The sequence below is a fragment of the Cellulosimicrobium funkei genome, assembly GCF_001019615.1.
GTDB classification, from domain to species: Bacteria; Actinomycetota; Actinomycetes; order Actinomycetales; family Cellulomonadaceae; genus Cellulosimicrobium; species Cellulosimicrobium cellulans_E.
The window spans coordinates 24451-48209 of record NZ_JNBQ01000012.1 but is presented as its reverse complement, the minus strand read 5'-3'; the positions used below and the strand labels follow the sequence as shown (position 1 = coordinate 48209).

21 protein-coding genes are annotated in these 23759 nt (G+C 74.7%); 5 read left to right on the top strand and 16 right to left on the bottom strand.

The features are described 5' to 3' along the window. Window positions 1–26: 26 nt before the first annotated feature. The 10 genes from FB00_RS11170 to FB00_RS11125 all read right to left on the bottom strand — a co-directional run bounded on the left by FB00_RS11170 (window position 27) and on the right by FB00_RS11125 (window position 10669). Complete coding sequence (locus tag FB00_RS11170; protein ID WP_047232997.1) at window positions 27–1625, bottom strand: acyl-CoA thioester hydrolase/BAAT C-terminal domain-containing protein; 1599 nt, start codon at window positions 1623–1625, stop codon at window positions 27–29. A gap of 91 nt (window positions 1626–1716) precedes the next feature. Next, window positions 1717–2667, bottom strand: coding sequence for a GTPase Era (gene era / locus FB00_RS11165; protein WP_047232996.1), 951 nt, complete (start codon window positions 2665–2667; stop codon window positions 1717–1719). Next, complete coding sequence (locus FB00_RS11160) at window positions 2664–4001, bottom strand: hemolysin family protein (RefSeq protein ID WP_047232995.1); 1338 nt, start codon at window positions 3999–4001, stop codon at window positions 2664–2666. Before FB00_RS11160 ends, era begins: the two co-directional genes overlap by 4 nt. Next, window positions 3998–4450 (bottom strand): rRNA maturation RNase YbeY, encoded by a 453-nt coding sequence (gene ybeY, locus FB00_RS11155; RefSeq protein ID WP_047232994.1) that lies wholly within the window; start codon window positions 4448–4450, stop codon window positions 3998–4000. The genes FB00_RS11160 and ybeY overlap by 4 nt, the downstream gene beginning before the upstream one ends. Beyond that, on the bottom strand, window positions 4447–5550 hold the full coding sequence (locus FB00_RS11150) for a PhoH family protein (RefSeq protein ID WP_082141232.1): 1104 nt from the start codon (window positions 5548–5550) through the stop codon (window positions 4447–4449). Before FB00_RS11150 ends, ybeY begins: the two co-directional genes overlap by 4 nt. A 121-nt stretch (window positions 5551–5671) precedes the next feature. Further along, window positions 5672–6034 carry an HIT domain-containing protein gene (locus tag FB00_RS11145; protein ID WP_047232993.1) on the bottom strand — a complete coding sequence of 121 codons (363 nt, stop codon included), beginning with the start codon at window positions 6032–6034 and terminating at the stop codon, window positions 5672–5674. Then, window positions 6031–6843: a 16S rRNA (uracil(1498)-N(3))-methyltransferase gene (locus FB00_RS11140; protein ID WP_047232992.1), complete on the bottom strand. Its 813-nt coding sequence runs from the start codon at window positions 6841–6843 to the stop codon at window positions 6031–6033. The genes FB00_RS11145 and FB00_RS11140 overlap by 4 nt, the downstream gene beginning before the upstream one ends. A gap of 11 nt (window positions 6844–6854) precedes the next feature. After that, window positions 6855–7976 carry a molecular chaperone DnaJ gene (gene dnaJ, locus FB00_RS11135; protein ID WP_047232991.1) on the bottom strand — a complete coding sequence of 374 codons (1122 nt, stop codon included), beginning with the start codon at window positions 7974–7976 and terminating at the stop codon, window positions 6855–6857. A gap of 133 nt (window positions 7977–8109) precedes the next feature. Continuing rightward, a complete protein-coding gene (hrcA, locus tag FB00_RS11130; protein WP_047233038.1) occupies window positions 8110–9126 on the bottom strand; it encodes a heat-inducible transcriptional repressor HrcA in 1017 nt (338 codons plus the stop codon). A gap of 79 nt (window positions 9127–9205) precedes the next feature. Further along, window positions 9206–10669: an MFS transporter gene (locus tag FB00_RS11125; protein WP_047232990.1), complete on the bottom strand. Its 1464-nt coding sequence runs from the start codon at window positions 10667–10669 to the stop codon at window positions 9206–9208. 155 nt (window positions 10670–10824) lie between these two features. Between FB00_RS11125 and FB00_RS11120 the strand changes: the two genes are divergently transcribed. Beyond that, window positions 10825–11688, top strand: coding sequence for a DUF3097 domain-containing protein (locus FB00_RS11120; protein ID WP_047232989.1), 864 nt, complete (start codon window positions 10825–10827; stop codon window positions 11686–11688). Window positions 11689–11772: 84 nt separating this feature from the next. Here FB00_RS11120 and FB00_RS11115 read toward each other — a convergent pair whose 3' ends face one another. The 5 genes from FB00_RS11115 to lepA form a co-directional block, all read right to left on the bottom strand. Continuing rightward, the gene (locus tag FB00_RS11115; protein ID WP_052877602.1) at window positions 11773–12891 is read right to left on the bottom strand and encodes a hypothetical protein; all 1119 of its coding nucleotides are present in this window, start codon (window positions 12889–12891) and stop codon (window positions 11773–11775) included. Window positions 12892–13010: 119 nt separating this feature from the next. Next, the gene (locus tag FB00_RS11110; protein ID WP_052877601.1) at window positions 13011–14105 is read right to left on the bottom strand and encodes a hypothetical protein; all 1095 of its coding nucleotides are present in this window, start codon (window positions 14103–14105) and stop codon (window positions 13011–13013) included. A 205-nt stretch (window positions 14106–14310) separates the two neighbouring features. Then, a complete protein-coding gene (locus FB00_RS11105; RefSeq protein WP_156186379.1) occupies window positions 14311–16347 on the bottom strand; it encodes an acyltransferase family protein in 2037 nt (678 codons plus the stop codon). An 86-nt stretch (window positions 16348–16433) separates the two neighbouring features. Next, entirely contained in the window at window positions 16434–17768 is a 1335-nt protein-coding gene (gene hemW, locus FB00_RS11100; RefSeq protein ID WP_047232988.1) for a radical SAM family heme chaperone HemW, read from the bottom strand. Further along, window positions 17765–19657, bottom strand: a complete 1893-nt coding sequence (gene lepA, locus FB00_RS11095) for a translation elongation factor 4 (RefSeq protein WP_047232987.1) — start codon at window positions 19655–19657, stop codon at window positions 17765–17767. Before lepA ends, hemW begins: the two co-directional genes overlap by 4 nt. A gap of 200 nt (window positions 19658–19857) precedes the next feature. Here lepA and FB00_RS11090 point away from each other — a divergent pair, with 200 nt between their 5' ends. The 4 genes from FB00_RS11090 to rpsT all read left to right on the top strand — a co-directional run bounded on the left by FB00_RS11090 (window position 19858) and on the right by rpsT (window position 22384). Next, window positions 19858–20436: a DJ-1/PfpI/YhbO family deglycase/protease gene (locus tag FB00_RS11090; RefSeq protein ID WP_047232986.1), complete on the top strand. Its 579-nt coding sequence runs from the start codon at window positions 19858–19860 to the stop codon at window positions 20434–20436. 31 nt (window positions 20437–20467) lie between these two features. Next, a complete protein-coding gene (locus FB00_RS11085) occupies window positions 20468–21172 on the top strand; it encodes a maleylpyruvate isomerase family mycothiol-dependent enzyme (RefSeq protein WP_047232985.1) in 705 nt (234 codons plus the stop codon). 387 nt (window positions 21173–21559) lie between these two features. After that, window positions 21560–21868, top strand: a complete 309-nt coding sequence (locus FB00_RS21675; protein WP_419865526.1) for a type II toxin-antitoxin system PemK/MazF family toxin — start codon at window positions 21560–21562, stop codon at window positions 21866–21868. Between the two features lie 255 nt (window positions 21869–22123). Next, a complete protein-coding gene (gene rpsT, locus FB00_RS11075) occupies window positions 22124–22384 on the top strand; it encodes a 30S ribosomal protein S20 (protein WP_047232984.1) in 261 nt (86 codons plus the stop codon). Between the two features lie 223 nt (window positions 22385–22607). Here rpsT and holA read toward each other — a convergent pair whose 3' ends face one another. Further along, on the bottom strand, window positions 22608–23618 hold the full coding sequence (gene holA / locus FB00_RS11070) for a DNA polymerase III subunit delta (protein WP_047233033.1): 1011 nt from the start codon (window positions 23616–23618) through the stop codon (window positions 22608–22610). Window positions 23619–23759 lie beyond the last annotated feature (141 nt).

Genomic DNA, 23759 nt, shown 5'->3' with positions numbered 1-23759 from the left:
GGGGGCGCCCGCGCCCGGGCGAGCGGTCAGATGCCGAGCTGGTACACGCCCCAGTACGCGAGGATCACGAGCAGGAGGGCGGAGCCCACCACGACGCACCACAGCATGACGCGCGTCGTCACGCCCCGCGCGACCCGCAGGACCCCCGCCCGGCCCTCGTCGACGACGTCCGTGCCCGACGCGTCGGCCAGGTCCGCCGCGGCGCGGCGGGTGGCCCGCACCTCGGCCGACCGGTTGATGAGCAGCGCCGCCGCGACGAGCGTCGCGAGGCCGACGAGCCGGACCCCCACCCAGCCGCCCTGCACGACCCAGGCGTCCTTCTCGTAGTCGAGCGCGAGCCGCGCCACGGCGACGAGATAGACGACGAGGGCCGCCGTCGTCCCGACCGCCCCCGCCCCGAGGCCGGCGAGCGGGACGCGGAAGCCGGGCGCGAGCCCGGCAGGCGCGCTCGGGCGCCCGGCGACGCGACGCAGGCGCCGCACGAGCCCGCCGAGGAGCCCGACGACCGGACCGAGCACGAGCAGGCCCACGGCACCGAGCACGAGCCCGACGAGGAGGTCGCCGTTGCCCAGCCACCGGGGGGTCGGGACGGGCCCCGCGAGGTACTGCTGGTTCGGCTCGGCACCGGCCACCTGCGGCTGCGCGGTCGCGCTGTCCGGGAGGGACGTGATCCAGGCCCCGAGGTCGCGTGGGAAGTCGGGGACGAGCACGTCGTCGATCTTGATCCCGTGGTTCGCGTCCTCGTAGAACCGGACGGTGACGTCGGCGCCGCCGGACTCCGACGACGGTCCGGTCGCGTCGAGGATCTGCTGCGCGCCCTGCTCGACCGGCATCGACGGGTCCGCGGTGCCGTAGACGACGAGGACCGGCTGGGTGAGCCGCTCGAGGAACGGCTCGACGTCGAAGTCGGCGTACTCGAACCCACCTCCCGGGATCGCCATGCCGACCGCGCGCGGGATCGCGCGGAACACGCCGTGCGGGACGTCGGTGTTGCGCAGGTAGCTGTCGACCGCGAACGCGGCCTGCTGGCGCGGCGGCACGACCGGGGCGGACACGAGCACGGAGAACGCGATCGTCGGGTCCTCGACCGCCATGACGGGCACGATCCACGTGCCCTCCGACTCCCCGTACAGGCCGACCTGGTCCGGGTCGACCCCCGGCCTCGCCCGGAGCAGGTCCACGGAGCGCTCGTAGTCGCGAGCCATGGCCTCGTAGTCGCGGTGGCGCGTCGTGTACGTGTCGAGGCGCTTGTCCGGGACGAGCGTGACGACGCCGGCGCTCGCGAGGTCGGCCGCGACGTCGACGAAGGCCTCCGTCGCCAGGCCCGTGCCCGCGCCGTGCACGAACACCACGCCCGGGAGGTCGTCCCCCGCGTCGACGGGCTCGCGCAGGATGCCGCCGACCGTCGCGCCGTCGAGCCGGATCGTCACGTCCGTCTCGCGCACCTCGAACGTGCCGACCGGGGCGGCGCCGCCGGGGGGCTGGCCGCCGATCGCGGTGTCGGGCGTCGCGGGCTCCAGGTGCTCGGTCACGGGCACCGGGTCCCACTGCGGTCCCGTGACCGCACCGACGATCGCGAGGACGATCGCGAGGGCGGCGGTGGTCGCGGCGGTCCGGAAGATCACCGGGGAATCGTACGTCGCGCCCCGGACGCGGGTCCCTGGTGCCGCCCCGACGACCGGACGGGGGCTCTCCCCCGCCGGGTCGTCGGACGCGTCAGAACCCGAGACGGTGGAGCTGCTTGGGGTCGCGCTGCCAGTCCTTGGCGACCTTGACGTGCAGGTCGAGGTAGACGCGGGTCCCGAGGAGCGCCTCGATGCCGTGGCGGGCGCGCGTGCCGACCTCGCGCAGCCGCGAACCGCCCCGGCCGATGACGATCGCCTTCTGCGAGTCGCGCTCGACGAAGAGGTTGACCCGCACGTCGAGCAGGGGCGGGCGCCCGCTGGCCTCGTCGCCGCTGCCCTCGCGGGGCACGATCTCCTCGACCTGGACGGCGAGCGAGTGCGGCAGCTCGTCGCGCACGCCCTCGAGCGCGGCCTCGCGCACGAGCTCCGCGACCATCACGGCCTCGGGCTCGTCGGTGAGCTCGCCGCCCGGGTAGAGCTCCGGCCCCTCGGGGAGGTGCGAGACCAGGACGTCGGTGAGGACGTCCACCTGGTAGCCGTCCTGCGCCGAGACCGGCACGATGTCCGCCCAGCCGCCCGCGACCTCCCCCAGCCGGTCCACGGCGAGCAGGTGCGCGGCGAGCGTGCCGCGGTCCACGAGGTCGGCCTTCGTCACGACGGCGACCACGGGCGTGCCGCGGCGCCCGCGCATGAGCTCGGCGAGCTCGTTCGCGATGAAGCGGTCGCCCGGGCCGATCTTCTGGTCGGCGGGCAGGCAGAACGCGATGACGTCGACCTCGGTCAGCGTCTCGCGCACGAGGTCGTTGAGACGCTCGCCGAGCAGCGTGCGGGGCCGGTGCAGGCCCGGCGTGTCGACGAGCACGAGCTGCGCGTCGGGCCGGTGCACGATCCCGCGGATCGTGTGGCGCGTCGTCTGCGGCCGTCCGGACGTGATGGCGACCTTCTGGCCCACGAGGGCGTTGGTCAGGGTCGACTTGCCGGCGTTGGGCCGCCCGACCAGGCAGGCGAATCCGGAGCGGTGCTCGGGGGTGGTCGTGCTCACGGGGTGTCCTTCACGGTCGGGAGGGAGGGTCGGGTGTCGGCCGGGGTCTCCGGCTCGTGGGGCGCCGCGGGCGGCACGGCGGACGGTGGAGCGGTGTGGGAGACGAGGACGGTCGCGAGCTGCTTGCGCCGGCCCTCGACCCGGTCGGCCTCGATCCGCAGGCCGTGGACGTCGGCCACGGAGCCGGGCAGCGGAACCTTGCCGAGGGTCTTGGCGAGCAGGCCGCCGACGGTGTCCACGTCGTCGTCGTCCAGGTCGAGCCCGAAGAGCTCGCCGAGCTCGTCCACGCCGAGCCGGGCGGGGACGCGCAGCACGCCCTCGCCGAGGTCCTCGACCTCGGGCTCGGGCCGGTCGTGCTCGTCCGTCAGCTCGCCGACGATCTCCTCGAGCGCGTCCTCGATGGTCACGAGCCCGGCGATGCCGCCGTACTCGTCGACGACCATCGCGATGTGCGACGACGACGCCTGCATCTCGCGCAGCAGGTCGTCCACGGGCTTGGACTCGGGCACGAAGATCGCGGCGCGTGCGACGTCACCCACGGGTCGCGCGTCCGTGCCCGGACCACCCTGGAGGACGCGCACGACGTCCTTGAAGTAGGCGACGCCGACGAGGTCGTCCGCGGACGTCCCCGTCACGGGGATGCGGGAGAACCCGGAGCGCAGGAACAGCGACAGCGTCTTGCGCAGCGGCGTGTCCCGCGAGGTCGTGACCATGTCCGTGCGGGGGACCATGACCTCGCGCGTGAGCGTGCTGCCCAGCTCGAACACCGAGCGGATGAGCTCGCGCTCCTCGTCCTCGATGACCTCGGACTCGTTCACGCGGTCCACCATGTCCTGGAGCTCGCGCTCGTGCGCCCCCGAGTCGGGCGCGGGCGCGAGGCGGGTGAGCCAGCGGGTCGCGGCGACGATCCCCGTGAGGAGGCCCGAGAGCGCGAGCAGGGTACGGACGGCGTGCCGGCGGCCCAGCGACCGGGGGCTGACGCGCACGACGAGGAGCCCGACGACGACGCTCACCGCGAGCGCGACGAGCAGGACCTGCCACCACGGCTCGAGCCACGCGGCGACGAGCAGCGTGAGGCACGTGATCGCGGCGACCTCCGCGACGACGCGCACGAAGCCGACGGAGCGGGCGGTCGCGGCCGGGTCCGCGAGCAGGACGAGCGCGCGACGCCCCGAGGGACGCGGCGGCGTCGCCAGGTCGTCGCCGAGCGCGGCCTCGCTCACCGCCGCGCGCGTCACGCGCAGCACCGCCGCCTCCCCGGCGCTCAGCGCCGCGGCGAGCACGACCGTGAGGACGGTCAGGACCGCCAGGAGCGCGACGGGTTCGCCGCTCACCGGCCGGCGAGGAAGGTCAGGAGCAGCTTGCGCTGGAGCGCGAACATCTCCTTCTCCTCCTCCGGCTCGGCGTGGTCGTAGCCGAGCAGGTGCAGGATGCCGTGCGTCGTGAGCAGCAGCATCTCCTCCGCGGTCGAGTGACCCGCGGTGACCGCCTGCTGCGCGGCGACCTCGGGGCACAGCACGACGTCGCCGAGCTGGCCGGGGCCGGACGTCTCGCCGTCGCGGCCCGGCCGCAGCTCGTCCATGGGGAAGGAGAGCACGTCCGTCGGGCCGGGCTCGTCCATCCAGCGCACGTGCAGCTCGGTCATGACGTCGGTGTCGACGAAGAGGATCGACAGCTCGCTCTGCGGGTGCACGCGCATCGCGTCGAGCACGTAGCGCGCGAGCGCCGCGAACTCGGCCTCGTCGACCTCGGCCTCGGTCTCGTTGTTGACCTCGATGCTCACGCGTCGTCCCTCGTCCGTCGGTCCCTGGCCGCGGGGCGTCCGCGGCGCTCGTCGTCGCGGCGGCGCGGTCCGCCGCCCGTCCCCTGTCGCGCCCCGGCGCCGGTCCCGGACGCGAGGTCCCACCGCGCGTACGCGTCGATGATCTCGCTCACCAGTCGGTGGCGCACGACGTCGGACGACGTGAGGCGGCAGAACTCGACGTCGTCCACGCCCGTGAGGACGTCCTCGATCACGCGCAGCCCGGACTGGGTGCCGCCCGGCAAGTCGACCTGCGTCGCGTCGCCCGTGATGACCATGCGCGACCCGAACCCGAGGCGCGTGAGGAACATCTTCATCTGCTCGGTCGTCGTGTTCTGCGCCTCGTCGAGGATGATGAACGAGTCGTTGAGGCTGCGTCCGCGCATGAACGCCAGCGGCGCGACCTCGATCGTGCCCGCCTCGATGAGCTTGGGGATCGAGTCGGGGTCGATCATGTCGTGCAGCGCGTCGTACAGCGGGCGCAGGTACGGGTCGATCTTCTCCGTGAGCGAGCCGGGCAGGAACCCGAGCCGCTCCCCCGCCTCGACCGCCGGGCGCGTGAGGATGATCCGGTTGACCTGCTTGGACTGGAGCGCCTGGACGGCCTTGGCCATCGCGAGGTACGTCTTGCCGGTGCCCGCGGGTCCGATGCCGAACGTGATGGTGCTCGCGTCGATCGCCTCGACGTAGCGCTTCTGCCCGACGGTCTTGGGCCGGATCGTGCGCCCGCGGCTCGACAGGATGTTGAGCGTCAGCACCTCGGCCGGGCGCGACACCGTCGCGGCCGTGAGCATCGCGATGGAGCGCGACACGACGTCGGCGGTGAGCTGCGTGCCGGCCTCGACGACCTCGACGAGCTCGTCGAGCAGGCGCGAGGCGAGCGCGACGTCCCCCGGAGGGCCGGAGACCGCGATCTCGTTGCCGCGCACGTGGACGTCGACCGAGCCGAACCCCTCCTCGACGGCCCGGAGCACGGAGTCGCGGCTGCCGAGGAGCGCCACCATCGGCACGTGGTTCGGGATGACGATGCGGTGCTCGACCCGGTGCTGCTGGGGGTCGGGTTCTCGGGACGGAGAGGTCATGAGCCGGCTTGCGCCGCTGCGCTCCTTCGGTCGGACGGTAGGGCCGGGGCCGCCAGGGCCCCGCAGATCGCCTCCATCGTACCGAGCGCGCCCGGGCTCCACACGTCCTTTCGCGCAGGGCTCAGGCGGGCGTCCACCCGAGCTCGGCGCCCGCGATGACGTGCCCGTGCACGTGGAACACGCTCTGCCCGGCGCGCGGGCCGGAGTTGAAGATGAGGCGGAACTGGCCGTCGGCCTGGTCGCCCGCGACCTCGTCGGCGAGCGCGACGACGTCGCTCAGCAGCTCCGGGTCGGCGGCCGCGAGCTGGGCGATGTCGCCGTGGTGGTCGCGCGGCACGACGAGCACGTGCACGGGGGCCTGCGGGTCGATGTCCCGGAAGGCGATCGAGCGCTCGCTCGTCGCCACGACGTCGGCGGGGAGCTCGCCCGCGACGATGCGGCAGAAGAGGCAGTCCGGGTCCGTGCGTGCGTCGGTGCTCGTCATGACCCCGAGGCTAGTCCAGGCCCGGCCCCCACGCCCCAGCGGCCGAGGCGCTCGGCGAGGAGCGCGACGGCGACGGGTCCCGCGGTCGACGTGCGCAGCACGTGCGGCCCGAGCCGGGCCGCGACCGCGCCGGCCGCGGTGAGGTCGGCGACCTCGCGGTCGGAGATCCCGCCCTCCGGGCCGACGACGACCAGCACCTCGGGCGCGGGGCCGCCGTCCGCGGTCGCGCCGTCGGGCAGCGCGACGTCGGCGAGCGGCGTCGCCGCCTCCTCGTGCAGCACGATCGCGCACCCGCCGCGCGCGACGACGTCGGCCGCCCGGGCGGCGAGGCCGCGCGAGTCGAGGGCCACCTCCACGTGCGGCAGGCGCGCGCGCCGCGCCTGCTTCGTCGCGGTGCGGACGGTCGCGAGCCAGCGGGCGCGGGACTTCGCGGCGCGCTCGCCCCGCCACACGACGACGGAGCGCTCCGCCTGCCACGGGACCACGACGTCGACCCCGATCTCGGTGGCCGCCTCGATCGCCATCTCGTCGCGGTCGCCCTTGGCCAGGGCCTGCACCAGCGTCACGACGACGGCGGGCGCGGGCTCGCGGTCGGCCTCCTGCACGAGCAGGGTCACGCGGCCCGCGTCGGCGTGCTCGACGACGCAGCGCAGGCGCAGCCCGTCCCCGTCCACGACGTCGACCCGCTCGCCCGTCCCGCGGCGCTGGACGACGCCCGCGTGGCGACCCTCCGCCCCGTCGAGGACGTAGCGGTCGCCGGGCGCGACGGCGTCGAGCCCGGTCTCGGCGAGGAACACCGGAGCACTCACGCGCCCGCCCCTCAGCGCCCGGAGAGCTTGTCGCGCAGACGCGAGAACACGCCCGGGTGCGCGGCGGACAGGCGCGGCTCGGGCCGCTCCTCGCCGCGCAGCGTCGCGAGCGTGCGCAGGAGCTGCTCCTGCTCCTCGTCGAGCTCGCGCGGCACCTGGACCTCGATGTGCACGTTGAGGTCGCCACGGCCGCTGCCGTGCAGGTGCCCGACGCCCAGGTTCTTGAGCGTGACGATCTGGCCCGGCTGCGTGCCCGGGCGCAGGTCGATCTCCTGCGCGCCGTCGAGCGTCTCGAGCTCGAGGACCGTGCCGAGCGCGGCCGCGGTCATGGGCACCTGGAGCGTGCAGTGCAGGTCGTCGCCGCGGCGCACGAACGTGTCGTGGTTGCGCTCGCGGATCTCGACGTAGAGGTCGCCCGCGGGGCCGCCGGCCGGGCCGACCTCGCCCTGCGCGGTGAGCTTGATGCGCGTGCCGGTGTCGACGCCCGCGGGGACGTTGACGGTGATGCTGCGGCGGCTGCGCACGCGGCCCTCGCCGGAGCACTCGGCGCACGGCTCGGGGATGACGGTGCCGAAGCCCTGGCACGCGGCGCACGGGGCGCTCGTCATGACCTGGCCGAGGAACGAGCGCGCGACGCGCTGGACCGTGCCGCGGCCGTGGCAGACCTCGCACGTGCGCGGCGAGGTGCCCGGGCGGCAGCACGAGCCGCCGCACGTCCCGCACACGACCGCGGTGTCCACCTGGAGCTCTCGCTGCGCGCCGAACGTCGCCTCGGACAGGTCGATGTCGAGCCGCACGAGCGCGTCCTGGCCGCGCCGGGCGCGCGGGATGGGGCCCTGCTGCGCCTGCCCGCCGCCGAAGAACGTCTCGAAGATGTCCTGGAAGCCGAACCCGCCGCCCATGGGGCCGCTGCCGCCGCCGGGCGCGCTCGGGTCGACGCCGAGGTCGTACTGCTGGCGCTTCTCGGGGTTGGAGAGCACCTCGTACGCGCGCGCGACGTCCTTGAAGCGGTCGCCCGCCTCCTCGCCCGCGACGTCCGGGTGCAGCTCGCGCGCGAGCTTGCGGTACGCCTTCTTGATCTGGTCCTGGCTGGCGTCGCGCGCCACGCCCAGGATCTCGTAGTAGTCGCTCACACGTCACTCTCTGCTGGTGCGGGTCGTGAGGCCGGCACGGGGCCGGTCGTGAAGGGGCTGGTGGGAGTCGTGAGACCGGCACGGGGCCGGTCGTCGAGGGTGCCCGCCGCGTGCGGGGAGGCCGCGGCGGGGCTCACGTGCCGAGCACCCGTGACAGGTAGCGCGCGACGGCGCGCACCGCCGCGATGGTCCCGGGATAGTCCATGCGCGTCGGCCCGATCGAGCCGACGAGGGCGACCGTGTCACCGTCGTTACCGTAACCGGTCGTCACGACGGAGGTCTCGACGAGGCCCTCGAGCTGGGTCTCGTGCCCGATCCGGACGCTCACGCCGGACTCCGCGGCCATCTCGGTGAGCAGGCCGAGCAGGACCACCTGCTCCTCGAGCGCCTCGAGGACCGGGCGCAGCGCGTGCTCGAACCGCATGCCCGCGCGGGCGAGGTTCGCCGTGCCGGCGAGCACGAGGCGCTCCTCGCTCTCCTCCGCGAGCGTCTGGGCGACGAGGTCGCCCACGGCGCGCACGAGCGGGGCGTCGTCGGGGTGGAAGCTCTCCGTCACGGCGGCGAGCCCCGGCGCGAGGTCGGTGAGGCGCTTGCCGGCCGCGGCGGCGTTGAGCCGCGCGCGGACCTCCACGAGCGTGCCCTCGTCGGGCACGCTCGCGACCTCGAGCGTGCGCTGCTCGACGCGGCCCGTGTCCGTGATGATGACGACGAGCAGGCGCGACTCCCCGACGGGCACGAGCTCGAGGTGGCGCAGCCCGGACCGGCTCAGGGACGGGTACTGCACGACCGCGACCTGGCCCGTGAGCTGCGCGAGCAGGCGCCCGGCGCGGGCGATGACGTCGTCGAGGTCGACCCCCTCGGAGAGGAAGGTCTCGATCGCGCGCTTCTCCGGTGCCGACAGCGGCTTCACGCCCGACAGCCGGTCGACGAAGAGGCGGTAGCCCTTGTCCGTCGGGATGCGGCCCGCGGAGGTGTGCGGCTGCGCGATGAACCCGGCGTCCTCGAGGGCGGCCATGTCGTTGCGGATCGTCGCGGGCGAGACGCCGAGGCTGTGCCGCTCGGTGAGCACGCGCGACCCCACGGGCTCGCGCGTGAGGACGTAGTCCTCGACGATCGCCCGCAGCACCTCGAGCCGGCGCTCCTCGCTCACGTCCACCTCCGTGTGCCGCGCCGTCGCCGCCCCGGGCGGGCGCGCGGGCGTCGGCACTCTCGACCTCCGAGTGCCAATCCTACGCGTCCGCGCGGCCCGTCCCGCGGTCCTCCGCTCGTCGCGAACGCAGGTCCACGAGCCCGACGACGAGCGCGAGCGCGACGAGCACGATCGTCACGAGCAGCGCGCGCCCCGTCGCGTGCGCCGCCGTGTCGCCGCTCGCCAGCCCGCCGTAGTACACGGACAGCACGACCGAGATCCCGACCGCGGACCCGATGCGCTGGCCGAGCTGGAGCATGCTCCCCGCGACTCCCGCACGGCTCACGGGGACCTCGGACAGGGTGAGGGTCTGGTTCGGCGCGATGACCGTGCCGCTGCCCGCCCCGGCGACCAGCAGCGCGCCCGCGAGCGCCGGCCCGACGGCGCCGGGGTCGTCCCCGAGCAGCCGCACCACGGCGTCGGCCGCGACCACCCCGACGAGGACGAGCAGCACGCCGCCCACGACGAGCTGGCGGCCCCACCGCGCGACCCACCGTCCCGAGAACCAGGCGGAGACCCCCGATGCCACCGCGAAGGGCGTCCCGACGAGCCCCGCCTGGAGCGGCGTGTACCCGAGCTCGTCCTGGAGGTAGAGCGTGACGACGAGGAAGATCCCCGTGAAGCCCGCGAAGTAGGCGAGTCCGAGCAGCGCCCCGTTGCGGAACGACCCGAGCCCGACCACCTGCGGGTCGAGCACCGCCTCCCCCGTGCGGCGCTGGTACCGGCGCTCCCAGACGACGGCCGCGAGTCCCGCCGCCGCCGCGGCGGCCAGCCACCACCAGCGCGACGCGTCGTCGCCCTGTCCCGTGGTCGTGACGAACGGCATCATGACGCCGAGCGTCGCGGCGCCCAGGAGCGCCAGCCCGACGAGGTCGAGGCGACGCGGGCCCCCTCTGGTCCGCGCGTCGGCGGGCGGTGGCCCGGGCACGAGCCGCCACGCGAACGGCAGCAGGACGGCCACGACCGGGAGGTTCACGAGGAACACCCAGCGCCAGCCGTCCGCGGAGCCGGCCGCCGCGATGATGAGCCCGCCGAGCAGCGGGCCGAGCGCCGTCGAGACACCGATCGTCGCGCCGAACATGCCGAACGCCCGGCCGCGCTCGAACCCGGAGAACTGCTGCTGGATGAGCCCGACGACCTGCGGGTTGAGGATGCCCGCGCTCACGCCCTGGAGCAGGCGCGCGACGCCCAGCCACGTGTCGGTCGGCGCGAGCCCGCACGCGAGGCTCATGAGCGCGAAGCCCACCAGCCCGGCGATGAACAGCGAGCGCCGGGCGCCCGCGTCACCGAGGCGGCCGGCGGGAACCAGGGCGAGCCCGAACGCGAGCGTGTAGCCCGCGACGACGAGCTGGAGCTCCGTGGGGCCCGCGTCGAGAGACGACTCGATCGACGGCAGGGCGACGTTGACGATCGAGACGTCGAGCGTCGTGACGAAGCCCACCGCGAGGCAGACGGGCAGCACGCGCCAGCGGTTCGGGTCCGGTTCGGCGCGCTGCGGGCTCACCGCTCCGTCGTACCACCCGCCCCCGGTTCCGCGCGCGGCGGGCGCCGCGTGCCGAGATCGGCCCGAGCGTCCGAGATCGGCCCTCGGCAGGTCGATGTCGCGACGCACGGGCCGATCTCGGCGGGGTGCGTCCGGCGCTGACCTAGGGTGACGGCGTGTCCTTCGACCGTTATGGCTCCGACGTCCTCGGCGGCGCGCCCGCCCCCGCCCACCACCGCGCGCGACCGGTGTCCCGACCGCAGCCCGCCGAGCGCGGGCTCGTGGTCGAGGAGGTGCAGACGGGGTGGGTCGGCGCCGTCGTCCGCGTCGAGAAGTCGGGCGGCATGCACGTCGTCGTGCTCGAGGACCGCGCCGGCCGCACGCGGACGTTCCCGCTCGGGCCCGGCTTCTGGGTCGACGGCGAGCCGGTCGAGCTCACCGCGCCCGTCACGTCCCGCGCCCCCGCGGCTCCGGCACGCACCGCGTCCGGCTCGCGGGCCGTCGTCGGGCAGCGGGCGCGCGTGGCCCGCGGCAGCCGCATCTGGGTCGAGGGCAAGCACGACGCCGAGCTCGTCGAGAAGGTGTGGGGCGACGACCTGCGCGTCGAGGGCGTCGTCGTCGAGCCCCTGCACGGCGTCGACGACCTCGCGGCGGCGCTCGCGGACTTCGGACCGACGCCGCAGCGCCGGGTGGGCGTGCTCGTGGACCACCTCGTCCCCGGGAGCAAGGAGCGGCGGATCGCCGACGAGGCCCTGCGCCGCTCCCCTGCGGGCACCGTGCTCGTGCTCGGGCACCCGTACGTCGACGTGTGGCAGGCCGTGAAGCCTGCGCGCGTCGGCCTGGAGCGCTGGCCCGTGATCGAGCGGGGCACGGAGTGGAAGCGCGGCATCCTGCGCGAGCTCGGCTGGCCCGCGGACACCGCCGAGGACGTCGGCCGCGCGTGGCAGCGCATCCTCGGCACCGTCCGCACGTACGCGGACCTCGAGCCGTCCCTGCTCGGGCGCGTCGAGGAGCTCATCGACTTCGTCACCGCGCCCTGACCTCGCCCCGGGGTCCGGACGCGCCGCGCCCCGGCACCGACGAGCGGCACCGGGGCGCGGTGGACGGGCGACGACGACCGGCCGTCAGGCGGCCGGCACGCCCCCCGTGAGGCGGCGGTAGGCGAAGCCCACGGCCACGTAGCTCAGCGGGATCGTGACGAACAGGCCGAGGCCGCAGGGGATCGCGCCGAGGATGTTGATGCCGAAGAGCGCGAGCAGCAGCAGGAACACCTGGCCGAAGTTCTTGGCCACGAGCGAGAAGCTCGTCCGGATCGCCGTGATCGCGTCGACGCCCTGGTCGAGCGCGACGTAGTAGACGAACGCCGAGAAGAGCAGCACCGCGAAGCCCGGCAGGATGCACAGCACGAAGCCGATGCCCGTCAGGATGCCGACGATCAGCGCCGCGAGCAGCACGTTGACGACGTTGCCGATGCGGAAGAACGCCGCGACGTCCGGGCGGCGCCCGTCCACCTCGTCGAGCGCGCCGCGCGTGAAGAACGCGGTGATGAGGTAGCCGATGACGGTGCCGACGATCCCGAGCAGGATGCTCGTGAAGGTGATGCCGCTGACGGCGGCGAAGTTCGTGTCCGTGAAGTCGTACTGGTCCTGGAACTGGTCGAACCCGCCCGAGATCCAGCTCCAGGCCACGTTGACGGCGATGAAGATGAGCGCGACGAGGATCCACGGCCCGAGGTTCGAGGTGACCTTGCGCCAGCCGTAGGAGATCGCCTCACCCACCGCGAACGCGGGTCCCGTGTACCCGGGCTGGGCGCCGTAGCCGCCCGCCGCCTGGGGGTAGGAACCCGGCGGGGGCGGGTAGGCGCCGGACGGCGGCGGGTAGGCGCCCGGCGGCGGGGCGGTCGGTCCGGGGGCCGTGGGGTCGCCCGGCGCGCCCGCGGGTGCGCCGTACGCTCCGGGTGCGCCGTACGCGGGCGGGCCCGACGGCGGTGCGGCCGGGTCCTGCGGCCCACCCCAGGCCGGCGGACCCGACGGCGGGGCCGCCGGGTCCTGCGGCGTCGCGTCGCCCGGTCCGTACGGCGAGGCCGGCGGAGCGTCGGGGGTCGTGGGTGGTGGGCCTGCGGGCTGGTCGGGGGCCGGACCCGCGGGGGGCTCTGCGGGCTGCTGCGGGGTGCCGGAACCGTCCGTCGGCGTCGGCTCGTCGTCGCGGGGCGGCTGACCGCCCGGGTTCGTGGGGTCCGTCATGGTGCACCTCGTTCCTCGTCGTCACGTGCTGCGGGCAGCACGCGTCCTCGACGTGCTCGGTCCTATCCTGGCTGCTCAGAGGCCTGGGCGCGCGGCGAGCACCGCGACGCCCATCCTCCTCAGACGGGCTGCTCGGCGTTCAGGCGTCGGTACACGTACGCCGTCGCGATCTGGGCGACCGGCAGAGCGACGAGCAGGCCGACGTAGCACAGGAGCGTCCCGACGAGCTGGGCGAGGTACACGCCGAGGAACAGCAGCACGACCGTGCCGAGGTTCCTGCTCACGACCGTGAAGCTCGCCTTGAACGCGTCGAAGACGCCGAGCTTCTTGTCGATGACGTAGAACAGCGTGAACTGGGCGAAGAACACGAACACGATCGGACCCACGATCGTGATGGCCAGCACGCCCGTCGCGAGCCCGATGAGGAGGGCGGCGAGGATCACGGTGCCGAGGTTCGGGTACCGGAAGAAGTCCGCGTACTCGAGCTTCTTGCCCCGGGTGACCAGGAGCGACACGTTGACCACCGCGGCCTGCACGAGGAAGCCCAGCACGACGAAGATCGCGACGAACAGGAACGTGCCGAACCCGAACGCGAACCCGCCCGCCGTGCTGACCTCGCCGGTGACCGGGTCGACGGTCGTCTGCGCCGTCCCGACGAGGATCGCCCAGAACGCGACCGACAGGCCGGCGAGTACGGCGACGTACGTGAGGACGCCGCCGAGGATGACGCCGACGTTCTGCGTGAACTTGTTCCAGCCGTAGGAGAAGGCGTCCTGGACCTGGACCGTCTGCCCCGGGTAGCCCGGCTGCCCGTACGGCGCGGCCGGCGGCGGGTAGCCGGGCTGCCCGCCGTACGGCGGCTGCCCCGGCGGCTGCTGGCCGTACGGCTGCGCGGGCGGCGGCCCCGCAGGCGGCGGGTACGCACCGGCCGGCGGAGCGCCGTACGGCTGACCAGGCGGCGGCCCGGCCGGGGGCGGGTACGCACCCGCCGGCGGGGCACCGTGCGGCTGTGCCGGCGGCCCGGCCGGGGGCGGCGACGCGGGCGGTGCGGATGCCGGCGGCGGCTGCGGCGCGGCGGGCTCGGGAGCGCCAGACTCCTGGGGCGGGACCGGCGGCTCGGCCGCCACGTACGGGTTCTCGGGCGCCGGGGCGTCCGACGGGAGCTGCGGCTCGTTCTCGTCGCGCGGCGGGCCGCCCGCGGTGCTCTCGCTCATGGGTCTCCTCGGACGGTCGACGGGCCGCGGCGAAACCGCCGCCACGCACCGGATGTGGACGTCGTGTGTCAGTCGCACATTTCGCTGTCGCCGTACAGCCTCTCGGGATTCCGCCGACGACGCTAGGGGAAACGCCGGGCGGAACGGCCGCGGGCAGATGTCACCCGGCGCCCCCACGGGCGAGACCGCACGACGTGACGCAGGGTCAGCTCGTCGCGGAGCCCAGCGCCGCCGCGCGGGTCAGGCCGTCGACGACGACCGCCGTGTACGCCGTCGCGCCGGCGTCCGTGGGGTGCACGCCGTCCGGGCCGAGCACGGAGGGGTCCGCGGCCGCCGCGGCCGACCAGTCCGCGACGACCACGCCGGGGTGCCGGCCCGCGGCGGCGACGATCTCAGCGTTGGTGCCGGGGACCCACGGCCGGTCGGCGTACCCGGTGACGAGCACGACGCGGTGGTCGGGTCCGATCGCCGCGAGCAGCTCGTCCATCGCCGCGGCGCTCGCGGTGCTGTTCGTCCCGAGGGAGACGACGACGTAGGGCCGCAGCGCGCCCGCGCCGCGCGCGGCGGCGAGCGCCGCCGGTCCGTCCTTGACCTGGCGCGAGACCGCGCCGTCGACGTAGGCGCCCGGGAGCGCGGACAGGAGCGCGGGCGCGCTCGCGAGCGTCACCGAGTCGCCGACGACGGTGACCTGGTCGCCCGTCGGCGCGGCGACCGGCCCCGCCGGCACCTCGTCGGCCCCGGGCTCGGGGTCCGGTGCGGGCGAGGCGGCCGGGTCGGGCCCGGCTCCGTCTGCCGGTGCTTCCCCCTCCGGGGCGTCCGCCTCCGGAGCGGCCTCCGCCGGGGCGTCCGACGCGGCCTGCGTCGCCTGCGCTGCCTGCTCCCCCGCCGCGATCTGCTGCTCCACGCTCGTCGTGGCAGGAGCTGTGACGACGCCGGCGGCGGAGAGGCCGACGACGAGCGCGCACGACGCCGCGAGCGCCCAGCCCCGGCGGGAGAGGACGCGCGGCCCGGCCTCGTCGGACGTCGGCTGGAGCCGGCGCGCGAGGTCGCGCGCCGCGCCGCGCAGCCCGCGCCGCAGGACGGGGCGCTCGACGTACCGGAAGGAGAGCGCCGCCGCGATCACCGTCACGGTGAGCGTCACGACGACGACCACCGGGTGCACCGTGCCCGGCGGCACGGGCCCGACCACGGTCCCGAGCGAGGACGCGGCGAGCACGAGCACGGGCCAGTGCCACAGGTAGAGCCCGTACGACCGCCGTCCGACCCAGCCGAGCGGGCCGCGGTCGAGCTGCGTGCCGAGGCCGGGCAGGCACACGACGGCGTTGAGCACCGCGGTCGCGGCGACGGCGCACACGAGCAGCCCGCCGCGGTAGGCGAGGGCGTCGTCCCAGCGCATCGTCGCGACCGCGACCCCGAGCACGACCGCGCCCGCCACCCCGGCGGCGAGGACGGCGAGCCGGCCGCGCGGCGTGCGCACGCGCGGACCGCCCGGCAGGAGGACGTGGGCGTCGGCGCCGGACCGGGCGTCGCCGTCGGGCCGCTGGACGGGGCGCACGTGCCAGAACGCGAGCGCCGCCCCGGCCATGAGCGCGAAGAGGTGGGTGTCGGTGCCGACGTAGACGCGCGTCGGGTCGGCGCCGGGCGCGTAGAGCAGCGCCATGAGGGCCGCGGACGCCAGCCCCAGACCGGCCACGATCCACGGCGCCCGACGGCGCAGGGGCCGCACGACGCTCAGGAGCACGACGGCGAGCGGCCACAGGAGGTAGAACTGCTCCTCGACCGCGAGCGACCACAGGTTGCCGAAGAGGTGCGGGAGCAGGGCTCCCGAGTACGTGGCGCCGCTCGCGACGTCGACCCAGTTGCTCGTGAACGTCGCGGCGCCGAGGAGCTGGGGGCCGATGCCGACGAGGACGTCGCCGCCGACGACCGCCGCGACGGCCGTGCACACCGCCACGACCAGCCCGAGCGCGGGGAGCAGGCGGCGCGCCCGGCGCGCCCAGAAGGCGCGCAGCCCCACGTGGTGCCGGTCGCGATGCTCGCGCACGAGCAGCGTCGTGATGAGGAAGCCCGAGAGCACGAAGAAGACGTCGACCCCGACGTACCCGCCCGGGAAGGTGGCGGGGGCGAGGTGGAACGCGACGACGACCACGACGGCCAGCGCCCGCAGCCCGTCGAGCCCGGGCATCCGGCGGTAGCGCACCGTCGGGCGGCCCGGCCGGCGGCCCGATGACGGTGCGCGCACGTGCCCGACGACACGAGGCGTCTCGAGCGTCGGGCGGCCGACCCCCGCAGGGGTCGTCCCGGGTCGAGATGCCTCGTGAGTCGTCGTCACTCGTCCGTGATCTCCCGTACCACCGTGTCCGCCAGCAACCGTCCTCGCAGGGTGAGCACCGCGCGTCCCGCGACCGCCGCGCGGCCGTCGAGGAGCCCGTTCGCGACGAGCCCGGCGACGGCGCGCCGTCCGGCCGGGGACAGGACCGCGAGGTCGAGACCCTCGTGCAGCCGCACGCCGAGCATGGCCTGCTCGAGCCGGCCCTCGTCCCGCGTGAGGAGCTCACGTCCTGCGGCGGGGCTCGTGCCCGCCTCGAGCAGCGCCGCGTACCGGCGCGGGTGCTTCACGTTCCACCATCGCACGCCGACCCTCGCGTCCCGGACCGACGCGCCCGTGTCGTCGGTCACTGACGGGTCGGCACGCAGCGCCCCGGGGACCGCGACGTACGAGTGCGCGCCGGGACCGATCCCCCACCAGTCGTCGCCCCGCCAGTACGCGAGGTTGTGGCGGCAGCGGTCGTCGTCGGCGCGAGCCCAGTTGCTCACCTCGTACCAGGTGAGCCCGGCGGCGGTGAGCAGCTCGTCGGCGAGCTCGTACTTCGTCGCCTGGTCGTCCTCGCTCGGCAGCGCGACCTCGCCGCGGCGCACCTGGGCGGCCATCTTGGTGCCCGCCTCGACGACGAGGGCGTAGGCCGACACGTGGTCGACGCCGGTCGCGAGGGCGGCGTCGAGGCTCGCCCGCCAGTCGTCGAGGCTCTCCCCCGGCGTGCCGTAGATGAGGTCGAGCGAGACCTGGAGGCCCGCGTCGCGCGCCCAGCGCACGACGTCGGGGATGCGGCGCGGGTCGTGCGTGCGCTCGAGGGTCGCGAGCACGTGCGGGACGGCGGACTGCATGCCGAACGAGACGCGCGTGAACCCGGCCGCCGCGAGCTCCGCGAGAGACTCGGGCGTCACCGAGTCGGGGTTGGCCTCGGTCGTCACCTCGGCGTCGGGCGCGAGGCCCCACGCGTCGCGCACGCCGCGGAGCAGGCGCACGAGGTCGCCGGCAGGCAGGAGCGTGGGCGTCCCCCCGCCGACGAAGACGGTCGAGACGGGGCGCTCGGGCAGTGCGGCGTCGCGCAGCACGCGCGCCGCGAGGTCGATCTCGCGCAGCGCCGTGCTCGCGTACGACGCCTGGCTCGCGCCCCCGCCGAGCTCGGACGCCGTGTAGGTGTTGAAGTCGCAGTACCCGCACCGGACCGAGCAGAACGGGACGTGCAGGTAGACGCCGAACCCGCGCGACGCCGTCGGGCCGGGCGCCCCCGCGACGGACCCGTCCCCGCCCGCCGCGATCCACGCGGGGAGCGAGCCGTCGGGCGGGACCGGCTCGCCGTCGGGCAGGGCAGGGCTCACTTCTTGGACTTGTCCTTGGCGTCCTTGCCGCCCGCGGCGTCGGAGGAGAGCGCGGCGATGAAGGCGTCCTTCGGGACCTCGACGGACCCGATGTTCTTCATGCGCTTCTTGCCCTCCTTCTGCTTCTCGAGCAGCTTGCGCTTACGGCTGATGTCGCCGCCGTAGCACTTGGCGAGGACGTCCTTGCGCATCGCGCGCACGGTCTCGCGCGCGATGACGCGCGCGCCCACGGCCGCCTGGATCGGCACCTCGAACTGCTGGCGCGGGATGATCTCCTTGAGCTTGGCGGTCATCATCACGCCGTAGTCGTACGCCTTGTCCTTGTGCACGATCGCGCTGAACGCGTCGACCTGCTCGCCCTGGAGCAGGATGTCGACCTTGACGAGATCCGCGACCTGGTCGCCCGAGGGCTCGTAGTCGAGCGACGCGTAGCCGCGCGTGCGGGACTTGAGCTGGTCGAAGAAGTCGAACACGATCTCGGCGAGCGGCAGCGTGAAGCGCAGCTCGACGCGGTCCTCGGACAGGTAGTCCATGCCGAGCATCTGGCCGCGGCGGTCGTTGCACAGACCCATGACGGTGCCCACGAACTCGCTCGGCGCGAGGATGGTCGCCCGCACGACGGGCTCGCTGACCTGCTTGATCTTGCCGCCGGGGAACTCCGACGGGTTCGTCACCTTGATGACCGTGCCGTCCTCGAGCGTCACGTCGTAGACGACGTTCGGCGCGGTCGAGATGAGGTCGAGGTCGAACTCGCGCTCGAGCCGCTCGCGCACGATCTCCAGGTGCAGCAGGCCGAGGAACCCGACGCGGAACCCGAAGCCGAGCGCGACCGAGGTCTCCGGCTCGTAGTTGAGCGCCGCGTCGTTGAGCTTGAGCTTGTCCAGCGCGTCGCGCAGCACCGGGTAGTCGGTGCCGTCGATCGGGTACAGGCCCGAGAAGACCATCGGCTTGGGGTCGGAGTAACCGCCCAGCGCCTCCGCCGCGGGCTTCGCGGAGTTCGTCACCGTGTCGCCGACCTTCGACTGGCGCACGTCCTTCACGCCCGTGATGAGGTAGCCGACCTCGCCGACGCCGAGGCCCTTCGTGACGATGGGCTCGGGCGAGATGACGCCGATCTCGAGCAGCTCGTGCGTCGCGCGCGTCGACATCATGAGGATGCGCTCGCGCGGGTTGAGGTTGCCGTCGACGACGCGCACGTAGGTCACGACGCCGCGGTAGGTGTCGTAGACCGAGTCGAAGATCATGGCGCGCGCGGGGGCGTCCGCGTTCCCGACGGGGGCGGGCACGCGCTCGACGATGCGGTCGAGCAGCGCCTCGACGCCCGCGCCCGTCTTGCCGGAGACCTTGAGCACGTCGTCCGGGTCGCCGCCCACGAGGTTCGCGAGCTCCTCCGCGTACTTCTCGGGCTGCGCCGCCGGGAGGTCGATCTTGTTGAGCACGGGGATGATCTCGAGCTCGTTCTCCATCGCGAGGTACAGGTTCGCGAGGGTCTGCGCCTCGATGCCCTGCGCGGCGTCGACGAGCAGCACCGCGCCCTCGCACGCGGCGAGCGAGCGCGAGACCTCGTACGTGAAGTCGACGTGGCCCGGGGTGTCGATCATGTTCAGCGCGTGCGGGGTCTCGACCCCGTCCTCGACGACCGCCCACGGCATGCGGACGGCCTGCGACTTGATCGTGATGCCGCGCTCGCGCTCGATGTCCATGCGGTCGAGGTACTGGGCGCGCATGGCGCGCGGCTCGACGACACCGGTGAGCTGCAGCATGCGGTCGGCCAGGGTCGACTTGCCGTGGTCGATGTGCGCGATGATGCAGAAATTCCGGATCAGCTCGGGCGGCGTGGCCGCGGGCTGGATGCGGGTGCTCAGCTGGGCGCTGGGGATCGGGGACAACGCGGGTGCGCTCCTGGGAGTGGCGTGCGGGTCGGGCCGCGCGCTCGGGGGCGGCGCGCCGACGGTCGCTCTCGGGCGGGCGGGAACGTCCATTGTCCCACGTCCGGCGTCGCGCACCCGCCCGCCCTGCGGGGCGCCGTGCACCGACCTAGCGTGGAGGTCCCGGCGGCACCGGCCGCCCGGCGACGAGAGGAGCACTCATGGCCCAGGACACCGCGCACCGGACCTCCGGCCGCCCCGGCGGCCGTCGCGTGCTGGCGATCGTGACGAACTACGGCGTCGAGCAGGACGAGCTCGTGGTCCCGCTCGAGCACCTGCGCGGCGAGGGGGTGGAGGTCGACGTCGCCGCCGTGTCCGCCGACGACGTGCAGACCCTCGTGGACGACAAGGACCCCGGCCGCACCGTCACCCCGACGCTCACGCACGCCGACGCCGACCCCGCCGCGTACGACCTGCTGCTCGTGCCCGGCGGCACGATCAACGCCGACGCCCTGCGCCTCCAGGACGACGCCGTGAGCCTCGTGCGCGCGTTCACGACCGCGGGCAAGCCCGTCGCGGCGATCTGCCACGGCCCCTGGGCGCTCGTCGAGGCGGCAGCCGTCGAGGGCAAGACCCTCACGAGCTACCCGTCGCTCGAGACCGACGTGCTCAACGCGGGCGGGGCCTGGGTCGACCGTCCCGTCGTGCGGGACGACGACGGCTACACGCTCGTCACGTCGCGCGACCCCGGCGACCTCGACGACTTCCTGCGCGAGGTGGACGCCGTCCTCGGGGGCTGACGCGGCGGTCCCGCGCGGGCATACTCCCGCCATGGACGACGCCCTCGACCACCTCGCGCTGCTGTCCCGCCTCCAGGACGCGTTCCTCGCCGAGGTCCGCGACGCCGACCCGGAGACGCCGGTCCCGGCGTGCGCCGGGTGGCGGGTCCGCGACCTCGTCGAGCACGTCGGGAGCGTCCACCACTGGGCGGCCGCGCAGGCCCGACGACGGCCGGAGACGCCGCTCGGGCCCGGCCCGTTCGACCTCGCCCCGTTCTACGCCGAGCACGCGGCGGAGCTGCGCACGACGCTCGCCGCGCTCGACCCGGACGCCCCGGCGTGGACGCTCCTCGCACCGGACGACCCGGCCTCGACGGTGCTCTTCTGGCACCGCCGGCAGACGCACGAGACGCTCGTGCACCTGCACGACCTCCGCGCCGCCCGCGGTTACGCGGTCCGTGACGTCGACCCCGTCGTCTGGGCGGACGCCGTGGACGAGGTCGTCACGGTCATGGCGCCTCGCCAGGTCCGCCTCGGCCGTGCGGAGCCGCTGGCCCTGCCCGTCGCGCTCCGGGCCATCGACGCCGGACGGTCGTGGGTCCTCGGCGACGGCGAGCCGGCAGCGACGGCGTCGGCACCCGCGCGCGAGCTCGCGCTCCTGCTGTGGGGACGGCTCGCACCTGCCGCGGCCGGCGTCGTGGTGGACGGCGACGCCGACGCGCTGGCCGCCGCGCTCGCCAGGCGCCTCACACCCTGACCGCACCAGCCGCCCTGAGCGCCCTGACCGCGGCGAGGCACGCCCGGTAGGGTGCGCGCGTGGCACGCAACCGATGGCTGGGACTACTCACCGACGCGGCACGCGCCGTCGTCTCCGGGCTCACGCGCTCGTCGCAGGGCTCGCAGGGCGGCACGGGCACCGCGGCGACGCGCGCGCCCGGGAGGGAGCGGACGCCGTCGGGCCGGACGCCGTCCCCGCGCCCGGGCCCACGCCCGACGGCCCCTGGCCGGCCAAGCGCCCCGGCGCGCGGGAGCGGGCGGCAGCCGCACCGGCGCGTACCCCGGCGACTACGAGGGTCGCGTCCGCGCGCAGTACGCGCCGCGGCTCGACGGCGACCCGGACCCCGGGGAGATCGTCTGGACCTGGGTGCCCTTCGAGGAGGACTTCTCGCAGGGCAAGGACCGGCCCGTGCTGCTCGTCGGGTCGGACGGTGACTGGCTGCTCGGCGTCATGCTCACGAGCAAGGACCACTCGCGCGACGCGCGCGACGAGGCCCGGTGGGGTCGCTACTGGCTCGACATCGGGTCCGGCCCGTGGGACACCCAGGGCCGCGACAGCGAGGTCCGGCTCGACCGCGTGATCCGCGTCGAGCCGGGCGCGGTGCGGCGCGAGGGCGCCGTGGTGGGGCGCGACGTCTTCGACCGCGTGGTGGCGGGCATCGCGCAGCACCGCTGACCCCGCGGACCGGGAACCCGACAGGGACGCGACGCGGCGACCTCGCGGCGTCGTCCGGTGGGGGCTCCGGCGGGAGCTCCGGCGGATTGGAGTTCGGGCCCCGACCGCTGGTAGTCTTGGTGGTCGCGTGTCCGCCCAGGTCGGCGGGCACAGCCCCAGCACCTCTCCACGGGTTCCCCACCCCAGTCCCGGAGCTGGAGCCGCCCTCTACGACCTATCCGCTCGCTCCGGCGAACAGAACCAGAGAGTCCACACGTGGCAAACATCAAGTCCCAGATCAAGCGCATCCGTACGAACGAGAAGGCTCGCCTGCGCAACAAGGCGGTCAAGTCCGAGCTCAAGACGTACGTGCGCCGCGTGCGCGAGGCCGTCGCCGCGGGCGACAAGGACGCGGCGAGCACCGCGCTCCAGGCTGCGTCGCGCAAGCTCGACAAGGCCGTCTCGAAGGGCGTCATCCACGCGAACCAGGCCGCGAACCGCAAGTCGGCCATCGCGAAGGCCGTCAACGCTCTCTGAGCGCACGGTTCGCCCGCGCTGACGTGACACGCTGAACGTCACGACGGCCGCACAGGCTTCCCACGGAGGGGCGCCGACCCGCACGGGTCGGCGCCCCTCCGTGCGTGGGGTGAGAGAACACCCCTACCCGGCGAGGTAGAGCCCTGGTCCGGCGAGGTAGAGCCCTGGTCGGGCGAGGTAGAGCCCTGGTCGTGGTCCGCCGTCGTCGGCCCGTCGAGCGCGCTCAGCGACCGTGGGCGCGGGCGATGGTGAGGACCGCCCGCTCGACGGCGAACACCGGGTCCCGCCCGGCGCCCTTGACCTCGGCGTCGGCCTGCGCGACGGCGCTGATGGCCGTGGCGAGGCCCTCCGGGGTCCACCCCGCGAGCTCGCGGCGTGCACGGTCGACCTGCCAGGGGGCGAGCCCGAGGTCCTTGGCGGCGATGCCGCCGCGACCGCGCATCGCGCCGACCTTCGCGAGCGCGCGGAGCTTCATCGCGAGCGCGGCGACGAGCGGCACCGGGTCGGCACCGGTCGCGAGCGCGTGGCGCAGGAGCGCGACGGCCTCCCCCGCGTTCCCCGCGACGGCTGCGTCCGCGACACGGAAGCCGGTCGCCTCGACCCGGCCGCCGTAGTAGCGGTCGACGACCGCCTCGCTCACGGTGCCGTCCGTGTCGGTGACGAGCTGGCTGCACGCGGCGGCGAGCTCGCGCAGGTCGTTGCCGACCGCCTCGACGAGCGCGCGCACTCCCGACGCGTCGATGCGGCGGCGGGCACGACGGAACTCGGCGGTGACGAACGCGGTCTTGTCGGAGTCCTTCTTGATCGCCTCGACCGCGACGACCGGCGCGCCGCTCGCCTTGATCGCGTCGAGCATGCGCTTGCCACGCACGCCGCCCCCGTGCACGACGACGACGGTCGTCTCCGGGTCGGCCGTCGGGACGTAGTCCACGACGTCGGCGACGAGCGCGTCGGTCGCCGCCTCCGCCCCCTCGATGACCACGACCTTGGCCTCACCGAACAGCGACGGGCTCGCGGCGACCGTGAGCATGCCCGCCTGGTAGGTCGCCCCCTCCATCGTGACCTTCTCGACCTCCGGGTCCCGCTCGCGCGCGAGCCCGACGATCGCGTCCACGGCACGCTCGGCCAGGAGCGACTCGGGACCCTGCACCAGCACGACCGGTGCGATCCGGACGTCGTCCCACGCGAGCGACGGGCCGGCGGACGGACGGGCGGTACGGGTCGGCGCGGGCATGGCACCAGCCTCCCACGAGCCGCCCACCGCGCGAGAACCCCGGCGCGTCCTGGCGCCCCCGCTCGACGGATCCCTGGCTCCCCGGCCTCTAGGGCGTGTCTCCCTACTCGAGTTGAGCGGCGCCCTGTTCGATTCCCTCGT